Raw genomic sequence first — 14,747 nt, 5'->3', positions numbered from 1 at the left:
GCCGCCGCGCTGCTGTGGGCGGCAGCGGGAGAGGGGCACCCCGGCGGAGGCGGCCCGGCGCCTGCGGCACCTGACGCGGTGGATCGTGACCGTGCGGCCGCGTTGCTGCGGGCGGCCGGAGGGCAGGGCGGACCGGCGGCGGGTGAGGCTACGGCGCGTCCCGCACCTGCGGCCGACGGCGTGGACCGCGACCGCGCGGCCGCGTTGCTGCGGGCGGCAGCGGGGGAGAGCAGCTCGGTGGCTGCGGCCGGCGGCGGGTCGGGTGCGACCGGGGACCCGGCGCGTCCCGCACCTGCGGCGCCCGGTGCGGGCGAGGCCCCGTCGCGTCCCGTGCCCGCGGTGCCCGGTGACCGCGCCGCCGCGTTGCTGCGGGCGGCAGCGGGGGAGAGCGGCCCGGCGCCCGATGGGGCCGGGACTCCGGCACGTCCCGGGCCGGCGGTGCCCGGTGACCGTGCGGCCGCGTTGCTGCGGGCGGCCGCAGAGGAGCCCCGCGGGGACGGCCCGGCGGGGGCACCGTCGCGGACCGGGCCCGCGGCAGGCGGACAGGCCCGGCCGGGCCCGGCCGGGGGCCGGGCGCCGGAGCCCGTCGCCGTCATCGGGTACAGCGCCCGCTTCCCCGGAGCCGCGGACGCCGACACGTTCTGGCAGCGGCTGCTCGCCGGCGACGACCTCGTCACCGAGGTGCCCGCCGAGCGGTGGCGGATCGAGGAGCACTACGACCCGCGCCCCGAGGCCGAGGGCAAATCGGTGTCCAAATGGGGGGCGTTCGTCGACGGCGCCGACCGGTTCGACGCCGCGTTCTTCAAGATGCCGCCCCGCGAGGCCGAACTCACCGACCCGCAGGCCCGCCTCTTCCTCCAGGAGGCCTGGCGCGCCCTCGAACACGCCGGGCAGCGCACCGCCGACCTCGCCGGCACCCGCTGCGGCGTGCACGCCGGCGTCATGATGAACGACTACCAGGACCTCATCGAACGGCACAGCGAGCACGCCCGCCTCGCCCAGGTCATGCAGGGCAACTCCAACTCCCTCCTCGCCGCCCGCATCGCCTACCACCTCGACCTCAAAGGCCCCGCCGTCACCGTCGACACGGCCTGCTCGTCCTCGCTCGTCGCCCTCCACCAGGCCTGCCAGGCGCTGTGGCTCGGCGACGCGGACATGATGCTCGTCGGCGGCGTCACCCTCTACCTCACCGAACTGCCGCACGTGTTCATGAGCCGCGCCGGGATGCTCTCGCCCACCGGCCGCTGCCGGCCCTTCGCCGCCGCCGCCGACGGCATCGTCCCCGGCGAGGGCTGCGCCGTCGTCGTCCTCAAACCCCTGTCACGGGCACTGGCCGACGGCGACCCCGTCCACGCCGTCGTCCGCGCCAGCGGACTCAACCAGGACGGCCGCACCAACGGCATCACCGCCCCCAGCGCCGCCTCCCAGGCCCGCCTCATCGGCGACACCCTCGGCCGGTTCGGCCTCGACGCGTCCGGCATCGACTTCGTCGAGGCCCACGGCACCGGCACCCCGCTCGGCGACCCCATCGAAGTCACCGCCCTCAACAAGGTGTTCGCTCCCGCCGCCCGCCCCGCGGGCAGCGTCCCGATCGGCTCCGTCAAGGGCAACGTCGGCCACACCTCCGCCGCGGCCGGCCTCGCCGGCCTCCTCAAGGCCATCGGCGTCGTACGCACCGGTGACATCCCGCCCTCCCTGCACTGCACCCCCCACACCCTCAACCCGGCCATCCCCTTCGGCGAAGGACCCTTCACCGTCACCACCGAACGCCGCACCCTGCCCGCCGTACCGGGCGGACGGCCCCGCCGCGCCTCCGTCAGCTCCTTCGGCTTCAGCGGTACCAACGCCTACGTCGTCGTCGAACAAGCCCCCCACCGCCCCACCTCCGCCCCCGCCGACCGGCCCGTGACCGTGCCCCTGTCCGGCCGCCGGCCCACCGCCCCGGCCGACCGCGCCGCCGAACTCGCCCGCTGGCTGCGCTCACCCGCCGGCGCCGACGCCGCCCTCACCGACCTCGCCCACACCCTCGCCTGCGCCCGCGACCACCACCCCCACCGGGTGGCGCTGCTGGTCGCCGACCGCGCCGAACTCCTCGACTCCCTCGACAAGCTCGCCGCCGGCGAACCCGACCCCCGCCGCATCGACCCCGCGACCGGCCCCGGCCACTACGGCGACGACGCCCGCCACGACAACGCCCGCCGCTACGTGGCCGGCCAGCAGGTCGACTGGTCCCGCGTCTGCCCGCCCGCCGACCACCGCCGGATCCCCGCCCCCGGATACGCCTTCGCCCCCGACCGCCACTACGCCGTCCCCGCCCCGGCGCCCGCCCCGACGCCCGCCTCTGCGCCCGCCGGGCCGGCCGTCGACGAGCGGCTCCTGGACGAGCTGGTCCTCTACACACCCGGCTGGCAGGACACCCCGCTGCCCCACCGGCAGCCCCCCGCCCTGCCCCTGTTCGCCCACGACCCGGCCGGCGACCTCGCCGCCGCGCTCGGCGCGAGCAGCCTGGACGCCCTGCCCACCGCGCAGGACACCGCACCCGACACCGTCGCCCTCGTGCTGCGGCTCACCGGCGACGAGACGGCCGCCTTCGACGCCGTACGCCGGACGCTGGCCGCCTTCCGCACCCAGCGCATCACCCTCCTCGCCGTCACCGCCGACGAACTGCGCGCCGACGCGGCCCGCGCCCTGGTCCAGAGCCTGCGTCAGGAGAACCCCCGCCTGATGGGCCGCGCCCTGCTCGTCGTGGACGACGGCCCCGCCGCCGTACCCCTGATACGTGCCGAACTCGCCTGCCCGGAGCCGGAGTTCGGCCACCTCGCCGATCTGCGCGGCCACCGCAGGGCACGCCGCGTCCTGCATCCGGCCACCCTGCCCCGCGACGGCTTCAGCCTCCGCCCCGGCGGCGTCCACCTGATCACCGGCGGCGCCGGCGGCATCGGACGCGACCTCGCCGCCCGGCTCACCGCCCACCCCGGCACCCGCGTCGTCGTGTGCGGCCGCACCCCCCTCGCGGACCTCGACCCGGCCCACCGCCCCGCCCCCGGCGGCCCCGTGCGCTATGTGCAGGCGGACATCACCGCACCCGGCGGCGCGGCCGCCCTGGTGAGCGACATCCTCGCCCACGAGGGCACCCTGACCGGCGTCTTCCACGCCGCCGGCGTCGTACGCGACGCCTACCTGCTGCGTAAGAGCAGCGACGACGTGGCCGCCGTCCTGGCCCCCAAGACCACCGGCACCGCAGCCCTCGACGAGGCCACCGCCGCCCTGGCGCTGGACGTGTTCGTCCTGTTCTCCTCGGTGGCGGCCGTCAGCGGCAACATCGGCCAGAGCGACTACGCCTACGCCAACGGCCGCCTGGACGCCTTCGCCGAACACCGCGCCGCCCTCGTCGCGGCCGGACAGCGCCACGGACGCACCCTGTCCGTGCAGTGGCCGCTGTGGGACGTGCCCGGCATGACGATCCCCGAACCGGTCCGCCACGTGGTCGAGGAACACGTCGGCATGGTGCCGCTGCCGGCCGCCCTCGGCGCCCGCGCCCTCGAACGGCTGCTCTCCCCGCAGGGCCCCCAGGTCGTCTCCCTCTTCCACGGCAGGGCCGACGCCTGGCACCGCCACCTCGCAGAACTCCACCTGCTGCCCACCCCAACCGAAGCCGCACCCGAACCGGCGGCCGCACCCGCGGCCGTGGCCGAGCCGGCCGCCGTGCCGGAGCCCGCCGCCGGGCCCGGGGGAGGGGCCGCTCCGGACGGGGACCTGGTCGACATGGTCACCCGTACCGTCGCCGAGACCCTGGGCCACGCACCGGGGACGATCGGGCCGCGGACCTCCCTGGAGGCGCTGGGCCTGGACTCGGTGATGATCCGCACCCTCGCCTCCAAGCTCAGCGCCCGCATCGCACCGATCGGCCCGGACGCGCTGTTCGGCGTGCGCGACGTGCACGAGCTGGCCGGCCACCTGGCCCGCAGCCTGCCCGCGCCCACCCCCACCCCCGCCTCCACCCCCGCCTCCGCGCCCGCCCCCGCCCCCGCGCCCACCCCCGCCCTCGCCGCTCCGGCCCTCGCCGCCCCGGCGGCCTCGGCCACCCGGCCCGGTCGTGAACCGGCCCGCGAACCGTCGGACGGTCCCGCCGGACAGGCCGCCGCGCAGGAGGCGTTCGCCGTCGTCGGCCTCGCCGGCCGCTACCCGGGCGCGGACGGCCCCGACGCGTTCTGGGAGAACCTCCTCGTCGGCAAGGACACCGTCGGCGACCTGCCCACCGACCGGTGGGCGGACAGCGGCGGCGTCCACGCCAAGGGCCACTTCCTCGACCGTGTCGACGCCTTCGACGCGGCGTTCTTCGGCCTGTCCGCCCACGAGGCCGCGTTCACCGACCCGCAGGAGCGGCTCTTCCTCGAGGTCGCCTGGGAGGCGATGGAGGACGCCGGTCTCACCGGCGCCAGGCTCGAGGCGCTCACCGCACCGGACGGCGAACCGCGCAGCGTCGGCGTCTTCGCCGGGATCACCAGCGCCGACTATCCGCTGCTGGGCGCCGAGCGGTGGGCGGCCGGCGAACGCGACATGCCCTCCGGGCACTACTGGTCGCTGCCCAACCGGCTGTCCTACCTCCTGGACCTGCGCGGCCCCAGCCAGCCCGTCGACACCGCCTGCTCCTCCTCCCTCGTCGCCCTGCACCAGGCCGTCGAAGCCCTGCGGCAGGGCGAGTGCGAGGCCGCGCTGGTCGGCGGCGTCAACCTCTACCTGCACCCCTCCCGGTTCCGGATGCTGGCCCGCTCCGGGTTCCTCGCCGAGGACGGCCTGTGCCGCAGCTTCGGCGCCGGCGGCGCCGGATTCGGGCCCGGCGAGGGCGCCGGGGCCGTCGTCCTCAAGCGACTCTCAAGGGCACTGGCCGACGGTGACACCGTGTACGCCCTCGTCCGCGGCACCGCCGTCGCGCACGGCGGCCGCACCAACGGTTTCACCGCGCCCAGCCCGCGCGCCCAGGCCCGCGTGCTGCGCGAGGCGCTGCGGCGCTCGAGCACCGACCCGGCGACCGTGAACGTGATCGAGGCCCACGGCACCGGCACCGAACTCGGCGACCCCGTCGAACTCACCGCCCTGAACGACACCTACGGCCAGGGCGCCGCGGCCGGTGTGCCGTGCTCGCTCGGCTCGGTCAAGTCCGCCGTCGGGCACGGCGAGTCGGCCGCCGGGATCACCGCCCTGACCAAAGTGCTGCTCCAGCTGCGGCACAAGACTCTCGCCCCCACCCTGCACGCCCAGCCCGTCAACCCCCAACTGCGCCTGGAGGACACCCGCTTCACGCTCCAGCACGAGGCGGGCCCCTGGCCCAGGCTGCGCGACGCGGCCGGCCGCGAACTACCGAGGCGGGCGGGCATCAGCTCCTTCGGCGCGGGCGGTGTCAACGCGCACGTGATCGTGGAGGAGTACGAGCCGGCCGCCCCGTCCGCCGCCGCCGCCGACGGCGCACCGCAGCTGGTGCTCCTGTCCGCCCCGAGCGGCGAGCATCTGACCGCCACGGCCCGGCGCCTGGCCGGTCACCTGGCCGGCCCCGCGGGCTCCACGAGCCTGGCCGCGATCGCCCGCACCCTGCGCACCGGCCGCGCCGCCCGCGAACACCGGCTCGCGATCGTCGCCACGAGCACCGCCGAACTCGCCACCGCCCTCGCCCGGTTCGCGGACGGCGCCCCCGGCACGGGGATCGTCCGCACCGGCACGGTCGCCCGCGACCGGGCCGCCCAGGCGCCGGAGACCGACGCGCTCGTCGCCACCCTGTGGCGGTCAGGACGCCTGGAGCAGCTCGCCGAACTGTGGGTGACCGGCTGGGAGATCGACCTCGGGACCCCCGCCGCCGGCACCGGGACGACGGGCGTGGTGCCCCTGCCGCCGTCCGCGTTCCTGCGCACCCGCCGCTGGCTGCCCCCGTCCGGCACCACCACCGCCACCGCGACCGCCCCCGCCGCGCCGACGCCGACCGCTCCCGCCCTGCCCGCGCCCGCGTTGGACGTGACCCCGACGGCCGTCGCCGTTCCGACGCCCGCCCCCGTCGCGCCCACGCCCGTCCTGGGCACGTCCACCCTGGCCGCCGCGCCCGCCTTGGCCGTCCCCGCGCCCGCACCCGTCCCGGACGTGGCCCCGGCCCCGGCCGGCCCGTCCGCGGCGGACGGCGACGGGCGTCCCGCCGCCCCGGACGTGTCCCCGGCCGCCGCCGTGTCCGGCGACCCGCGCCTGGCCGCCGTCGCCGCGCTCGTCGGTGAACTCGCCGCCGGCCCCGGGGCGGAGGGCCCCATCGACCCCGCCCGCACCCTCGTCGAACTCGGCGTGGACTCCCTGGGCCTGATGAACCTCCGCTTCGAGATCACCGAGCGGTTCGGCCACACACTCGCGCTCCAGCTGCTCAGCGAGTTCAGCGTCGACGAACTCCTCGCCCACCTGTCCGCCCTTCACGCCCCCGACCAGGCCTGACCGCAGAGGGAACCGGAGCCCCGCCATGCCGCAGAACGACCCCGACACCCGGTACGAGCCGTTCGCGCTCACAGAAGTCCAGGAATCCTTCCTCGCGGGACGCACCCTGGGCGGCGGCACCGGCGCGGGCACCCAGATCCACCTGGAGTTCGAGGCCGAACACCTCGACACCGACCGCATGGAAGCCGCCTGGAACGACCTCGTGGCCGCAACCGACATGCTGCGCGCCCGGATCCTGCCCGACGGCCGCCAGCAGGTCCTCGCGCAGGTGCCCCCCTACCGCATCGAGCGCACCGACCTGACCGACACCGCCCCCGCACAGGCGGCCACGGCACTCGAACGGCTGCGCCACCGGGCCCGTGAGGGCTTCGACGCCCACAGCTGGCCGCTGTTCGCGCTCCGCGTCGCCCACCTGCCCGGCCACCGCTCCCGGGTGCTGTTCACCGTGGACGAGCTGATCGCCGACGGGCCCAGCGTCTCGCTGCTCCTTCAGCAGTGGTACGCCCGCTACACCGGCGCCGCCGCCCCCACGCCGCCGGGGATCTCCTTCCGCGACTACGTCACCGCCGCCCACGGCCGCCCCGTGCCGGCCGCCTCGCTGGAGTACTGGCGCGAACAGCTCACCGGCGTCGACTTCGACCGCCCCCTGCCGCTGGCCGGCGCCGCCGACCCGCAGGCGCCGGCGCACAGCAGGCTCGCCCTGCGCCTGGAACCGGGGCGCTGGCAGCGGGTGAAGGAGGCGGCCCAGCAGATACGGGCCACCCCCACCGCCCTGCTGCTGGCCCTGTGCACCGCCGCCGTGCAGGGCGATGCGCCCGGCCCGCTGCCGGTGGTGCTCACCACCTACAACCGCCGCCCCGTGCACCGGGACGTGGCACGGGTGGTGGGCCCGTTCCTGTCCACGTCCGTGTTCGTGGCACCACCACCGGCCGGAACGCTCGCAGAGCGCGTCGATCTCGTCCGCGGCCGGCTGTGGCAGGACCTGGAACACGCGGCGGTCAGCGGCATCCGCGCCCTGCGCGAACGCGCGAGGACCGAGCCGGGCCGCCGGGGCCTTGCCGTCCCGATGGTCTTCACCAGCCTCCTCGGCAGCCTCAGCACCCTCACGGAACCCGGCGACCCGGCCCACTGGGCGACCCGGATCGACCAGGACGCCTCCGCGACCCTCACCTCCGGCGTACAGCTGGAAAGCTGCGTCCAAGAACGCGACGGCGCCCTGCTGCTGTCCTGGGACTTCGCCCCCACCGCCCTCGACACCGCCCGCACCCGGGCCGCGTTCGAGACCCTGCGCGGCCTCCTGGAACGCCTCGCGGACGACGGCACCGCCGCCCTCACCACCCCCGCCGCCCTCACCACCACGCCCGCCCCCGCGGCGGCCGTGGCCGGGCACGGCGACGACGGCCGGCCGGTGCCCCTCACCGACGTCCAGTCCGCCTACCTCGTCGGCCGGATCGGCGGCCTCGACGGCGGCGCACAGACCCGCGTCTACCAGGAATTCCTCCTCGAACGGCACGACACGGACCGGCTGGAGCTGGCCTGGAACCGGCTCGTGGCCCACCACCCCATGCTGCGCGCCGCCGTCCACGACGACGGCACCCTCACCGTGGCCCCGCACGACCCCGACGACGTGTACCGCATCAGGCGCCACGACCTGACCGGATCGGCCGGCACCGACGCCGCGCTCGCCGCCACCGGGGAACGGCTGCGCGCCGGCGCCTTCCCGCTCGGCAGCCGCCCCATGTACGCCCTGGAGGCCAGCGCCCTGCCCGACGGCACCACCGTGCTGCACGTCCTCCTCGACGCCCTGATCGCCGACGCCCGCAGCTTCGCCCTGCTGTTCGGGCAGCTGTTCGCCCTCCACGACGGCGACGAGTCGGTCCTCACCGGCCCCGCCGACCCCGTCCCACATCTGCGGGCCCTCGCCGCACGGCCGGGCAGCCCCGAGGACCTGGCCGCCCGCGCCGCCTGGCGCGAGAAGTTCGCCGCCCTGCCGCCCGGCCCGCCGCTGCCCGACCCCGCACCCGGCGCCACCCGCGCCCACCGCAGGGCCCCGCTCGGCTCCTGGCGGACCCTGAGCGAACGCGCCGCCGCCATCGGCGTCCCCGCCGACATGGTGCTGCTCACCGCCTACACCGACGAACTGCGCGCCCACTTCGCCGACGCCGGGCCCTTCACCGTCACCGTCGTCTCCTGGGACCGGCCCGCCTCACTGCCCGGCGCCGACGCCATGGTCGCCGACTTCACCCAGCTCGCCTGGGTCACCGTCGACGACACCCTGCCCGACGACTTCGCCGACCGCGCCCGCGCACTGTGGGCCCGCGTCCGCGCCGACCTCGAACGCTCCGACGTCCGGCCCGGCCTGGGCGAACTGCGCACCCGCGTGTTCCGCTCCGGCGGCGCGCTGCGGCTGCCCGTCGTCTTCACCCGCGTCCCCGAGATCGACCCGGCACTGCACCCCAGCGGCGTCACCCTGCGCACCAGCCAGTCGCAGACCGCGCAGGTCGCCCTCGACCATGTGCCGCTCCTGGTCGGCGACGAACTGGCCGGCCAGTGGGACGCCGCCGACGGCACCTTGGAACCCGCCGTGCTGGACGCCATGTTCGACCGCTACGCCGACCGCGTACGGCAGTTCACCACCGCCACCACTACGACCGCCACCACTACGACCGCGCCCGCCCCGGCCGCCGCGCCCGTGGCGGCCGGGGCCGAGGACCTGCACGCGGTCGCCGACGCCTACGTCGACCCCGACGCCTACGCCGCCCCCGAGGCCGGCGCCGGCCGGCAGGCCGCCCCGTACGCCGCGGACGGCACCGGCGAGCACGCCGGGTCCCGCCACGTCCGCCCCGACACCGTCGTCCTCGCCGACGGCCATGTCGCACCCGGCACCGACCTGCGCGTCGTCGGCCCCGTCGACGACCGCACCCCCCTGACCCTCGCCGGCCTCCTCGAGTCCGCCCTCGCCGGCCGGGCCGACCGTGTCGCCGTCCGGTACGAGGGCAGCACGGTCACCTACCGGCAACTTGCCGAGCGCACCGCCCGCCTGGCCCACCACCTGCACGCCCTCGGCGTGCGCCCCGGCGACCACGTCGCCGTGCACATGGACCGCTCGCCCGACCTGGTCACCGCGCTCGTCGCCGTCGTACGGGCCGGCGCCGTCTACGTGCCCGTCGACCCGGCCAACCCGCCCGAGCGCGTGCGCTACCTCCTCGCCGACAGCGGCGCCCGCGTCGTCGTCGCCGACCAGGCGCACGCCGCGGTCCCCACCGCGGCGGGCGCGCTCGTCGTCTGCCCCGACCGGGCGGCCGACCGGGCCGCCCTGGACGGCCGGCCCACCACCGCGCCCGCCGTCACCGTCGTCGGCGACGACCCCGTCTACACCATCTACACCTCCGGGACCACCGGAAAGCCCAAGGGCTGCCGCAACTCCCAGCAGGGCGTCGCCAACCGCCTGCTGTGGATGCAGGAACGCTTCCCCCTCGGGCCCGCCGACCGCGTCGCCCAGAAGACCCCCTACGGATTCGACGTCTCGGTCTGGGAGTTCTTCTGGCCGCTGATCGCCGGCGCCTCCGTCGTCGTCGCCCGCCCCGGCGGCCACGCGGATCCCGCCTACCTGGCCCGGCTGCTGCACGACGAGCAGGTCACCGTCACCCACTTCGTCCCGTCCGTCCTCGGCATGTTCCTGCGCCACCCGGCCGCCGCCCGGTGCACCGCCCTGCGGTACGTGTTCGCCAGCGGCGAGGCACTGCCCGTCGCCACCATGCGGCACTTCTACGAGGTGCTCGGCACCGGCACCGAACTGCACAACCTGTACGGGCCCACCGAGGCGGCCGTCGACGTCACCCACTGGGCCTGCCGGCCCGACTGGGACGAGCCCACCGTCCCGATCGGCCGTCCCGTCGCCCACACCCGTATCCACCTCCTCGACGAGGACCTGCGCCCGGTGCCCGCCGGCACCCCCGGGGAGATCGTCATCGGCGGCCGGCAGGTCGCCCTCGGCTACCACCGGCGGCCCGAACTGAACGCCGAACGCTTCATCGCCTCGCCCTTCCCCGACGACGACCCCTCGCCACGCCTGTACCGCACCGGCGACCTCGGACTGCTCGCCGAGGACGGGCAGATCCGCTACCTCGGCCGGATCGACAACCAGTTCAAGCTGCGCGGGCTGCGCATCGAACCGGAGGAGATCGAGGCGGCGCTCACCGACGTGCCCGGCGTCGCGGAGGCCCGCGTCCTCCCCGTCCACGACGAGAGCTCCGGCGAACAGGCCCTGGCAGCCGTGTGCGTGGCGGCCGGCCCGGAGGGCGCACCGGACGTCTCGGCCCTGCGCCGGGCGCTGGGCGAGACGCTGCCCGCCTACCTGGTGCCGAGCCGCTACCGCTTCGTGGCCCAGCTGCCGCTGACGACCAACGGCAAACTGGACCGGCAGGCCGCCGCCCGCCTCTTCGACACCCCGCCCGCAGCCACCGCCGCAGGCGGACCCGCAGCCGCAGCCGCACCGGAACAGGCGCCGGCACCGGCCTCGGCTGCGGTCCCGGACGTGGACGCGGAGGTGCGCCGCGCCGTCGCCGACGTCCTGGGCGTCGAGGAACTCGACGGCGACGCCGACCTGTTCGACCTCGGCGCCACCTCCTTCACCATGATCCGCATCGCCCAGGAGATCGAGCGGCTCACCGGCACCGCCCTGCCCGTCGAGGCGCTCATCAGCAAGCCGACACTCAACGCCCTGACCGCCCTCACGGCCCCCGCACCCGCCCCCGCCCCCGCTCCCGCACAGAAGGACGGGGCGGCCGGCGGGCCGGTCACCGCGGAGACGGTCGCGCGCACGGCCGCCGGCATCCTGGGCGTGGACCAAGTCGGCCCGGACGACGACCTGTTCGACCTCGGCGCGACCTCGTTCACCATGATCCGCCTCGCCCAGGAGATCGAGACCGTGTCGGGCGGTGCGCAGGTCCCCGTCGAGGTGCTGATCCAGAGCCCCACCCCCCGCAGCATCGCCGCCTGCGCCACCCCGGCCGCCCCCACGACACCCGCCCCCGCCGCCTCCGCCGCCGTTCCCGCCGGCCGGGCGGCCGATGTGCGGATCGCGCTCGACCCGAAGGCCAAGGCCGCGTTCAAGGACGCCCGCGTCGCCGAGCGCCGGCTGCCGGGGACGATGCGCCGGCTGCCGGTGCCGGACGCCGGCCCCGCGGAGGCCCGCGCCCTGTTCGACGCCTCCTCCTTCCGCGAGTTCGCCGACGGCCCGCTGCCCGCCCACGACCTGCTGTCCCTGCTGTCCACCGTGACCTGGGGCGAACTCGAGGGCCGCGCCAAACGCCGCTACCCGTCGGGCGGCGGGTTCTACCCCGTCCAGGTGTACGTCTACATCGCCCCCGGCGCCGTCGAGGCGGCCGAACCGGGCCTGTACTACCTGCACCCCGCGGAGCGGGCCCTGATCGCCGTCGCGCCCGGCGCCCGCTACGGCACCGACCTCCACGTCCTGCACAACCGGGCCCTCGTGGAAGGGTCGGCGTTCGGCGTCTTCCTCGTCTCCACCCCGGCCGCCATCGCCCCCGCCTACGGCGAACGCAACGCCGCCCGCTTCTCCACCATCGAGGCCGGGCACATCGCCCAGCTGCTGCTGACCGGCGCACCGGAACGGGGCCTTGGCCTGTGCGCGGTGGGGGAGATGGACTTCGACGCCGTCCGCGGCGACTTCGCCCTCGACGCCGACCAGGAACTGCTGCTGTCCCTGTGGGGCGGGGCCCTCACCCCGCACAGCCGCGCCGCCCGCGCCGCCCTCGCGCCCGCCACCGCCGAGCAGCCCGCCGCGGACCCGGCCCCCGCCACCGGGACCGGCCCCGCCGCCCACCCGGCGGCCCGCGGGGGCGGCGCGCAGCGCGCCGTCGCCGTCGTCGGCTTCGCCGCCGACCTGCCCGGCGCCCGCACCCTGGACGAACTCGACACCCTCCTGGCCGCCGGCGCCACCGCCACCGGGCCGGCCCTCCACGACCGGTGGGCGCCGCTGCACCCGCACGCCCGGCACGCCGGAGCCCATGTCGGCGGATACCTGGACGACGTCCTGTCCGTGGAGGCCGAGGAGTTCGGCATCAGCACCGCGGAAGGCGCCGCGATCGACCCGCAGGAGCGACTGCTGCTGTCGGTGGCCCGCCGCTGCCTCGAGGACGCCGCACTCACCCCCGGCCGGCTGGCGGCCGCCGGACAGGTCGGCGTGTTCGTCGGCACCATGTGGCACGACCACGCCCTGTACGGGGTCGCCGCCCGCGCCGCACAGCGCCCCGGCAGCACCCACGCCACCCGCGGCGGACTCGCCCACCGCACCTCCCACGCCTTCGGCCTGACCGGACCGAGCGTGGTCCTCGACACCGGGTGCGTGTCCGGACTCGCCGCCGTCGAGGCCGCGTTCCGCGCCGTGGCGAGCGGCCGCTGCGACGCGGCGCTCGCCGCCGCGTCCAACCTGGTCCTCCACCCCGACCACCTCGACGTCCTGTCCGAGATGGGCCTGCTCGCGAAGGACGCCGACTCGTGCGCCTTCACCGACCGGGCCGGCGGCTGGCAGGTCGGCGAAGGCGTCGGCGCCGTACTCCTCAAACCGCTCGAACAGGCCCTGGCCGACGGCGACCCGGTGCACGCCGTCCTGCGCGGCGGGGCGCTCCAGCACTCCGGCACGACACGGCAGTTCGGCATCCCCGACCCGCAGCGGCAGGAGGAGACCATGCGCGCCGCGCTCGACGACGCCGGCCTCGGGCCCGCCGACATCGGCTACGTGGAGGCCGCCGCGGCCGGCGCCGCCCTCGCCGACGCGCTCGAGTTCACCGCCCTGCAGCGGCTCCTCGGCGCACCCGGCCCGGACCCCGCGCCCGTACCGGTCGGCACGGTCAAGCCCAACACCGGGCACCTGGAGGCCGCGTCCGTGTTCGCGCAGCTCGGCAAGCTCATCGCCCAGTTCCGCCGCACCCACGTGTACCCGACCCGGCTGACGTCCGCCGTCAACCCCGCCCTCGCCCGCACGCCCGGCGCGGTGACCCTGGCCGCACCGGGCGCCGACCGCTGGCGCACCGCCCCCGACACTCCGCGCCGGGCGCTCGTCAACGGCTTCGCCGGCGGCGGCTCCTACGGCAGCCTCGTCGTCGAGGAACCCCCCGCCCCCGCCGCGGCTCCGGGGACCGGCGGCGACACGGCCCTGGCGCTGCCGCTGTCCGCGGACACCCCCGGCAACCTGGCCGACCTCGCCGACCGTCTCGCCACCGCCTTCGACAACGACCCCGCCCTCACCACCGCCGCGGCGGCCCGCGCCCTGCGCGAGGGCCGCACCGACCGGCCCGCCCGCGCCGGCGTCGTCACCGGCCGCGCCCAGGCCCCCGCCGCGCTGCGCGACCTCGCCCGCCGCGTCCGCAGCGAAGGGGCCGGCGCCGTCGAACACCGCGCCGTAGCGGCGGGGGAGGAGACGAAGGCGCTCACGGCATGGCTGGCCGGCGAACCGGTGACCTGGCCCGCCCTCACCACCCCCAAGGCGTCCCTCCCCGCGACGCCCCTGACCCGCGTGACCTTCCCCCTCCCCGTCCCGGCCGCCCCCGCGACGCCCGGACAGGAGCCGGCCGGCCCATCCGCCGCGGCGGCACCGGCGGCACCGGCGGGGGACAGCGCCGAGGCACCCGTGCCCGCGGCAGCCGTCTCGCAGACGCAGCCCGTGGGCGGGCGCGCGCTGTCCGCACGGATGGGGGCCCTGTGGGGCATCGGCGCCGACACCCCGGCCGACCCCGACCCCGACCCCGGCCCTCTCGCCCCCGCGGCCTCGGTCCCGGCCCGGGACGCCTCCGCTCCCGGCGCGGACGCCGCGTTCGCGCGGCTCGCCCGGGTCGTCGCCGCGGAGACCGGCGTGGACGCCGCGCAACTCGAGCCGGGCCAGGACCTGTTCGCGCTCGGCGCGACCAGCAGGCAACTGCTGCGGATCGCCGCGCGGATCACCGCCGACGGCGGGCGCGAGGTCGCCCTGGAGACCCTGTTCACCGCGGCCGACCTCGGGGCACTCGCCGACGAGGCGTTCCCGGAGGCCGCCACCGTCTGAGCCCACCCGAACCCGGACCGAACCCGAACCCGAACCCGAACCCGAACCCGAGCCCGGACCCGGACCGCGAGCCCAACTGCGAACCCCTGGCCCGAATCCGGGGCCCGGACCGCAACCACGGACCCCGGGGCCCGGACGGCAACCACGGACGCCCGGGACCCGGAAACCCGGGACCCGGGACCCGGGACCCGAAACCCGGGACCCGGGACCCGGGACC

Annotated in this window: 2 protein-coding genes; both read left to right on the top strand. The window is 77.0% G+C overall.

What is annotated here, in order from left to right:
- Window positions 1-78 precede the first annotated feature (78 nt).
- Entirely contained in the window at window positions 79-6,465 is a 6,387-nt protein-coding gene (locus AB0K36_RS25755) for an SDR family NAD(P)-dependent oxidoreductase (protein ID WP_364598717.1), read from the top strand.
- Between the two features lie 25 nt (window positions 6,466-6,490).
- Window positions 6,491-14,530: a non-ribosomal peptide synthetase gene (locus tag AB0K36_RS25750; RefSeq protein WP_364598714.1), complete on the top strand. Its 8,040-nt coding sequence runs from the start codon at window positions 6,491-6,493 to the stop codon at window positions 14,528-14,530.
- Window positions 14,531-14,747: the final 217 nt, after the last annotated feature.

The sequence above is a fragment of the Streptomyces kurssanovii genome, assembly GCF_040677245.1.
Lineage (GTDB): Bacteria > Actinomycetota > Actinomycetes > Streptomycetales > Streptomycetaceae > Streptomyces > Streptomyces kurssanovii.
This window is presented reverse-complemented; position numbering and strand designations above follow the sequence as displayed.

Bases quoted from the DNA above. Each gene is read 5' to 3' on its own strand.
- AB0K36_RS25750 (WP_364598714.1), top strand. From the start codon at position 6,491: ATGCCGCAGAACGACCCCGACACCCGGTACGAGCCGTTCGCGCTCACA.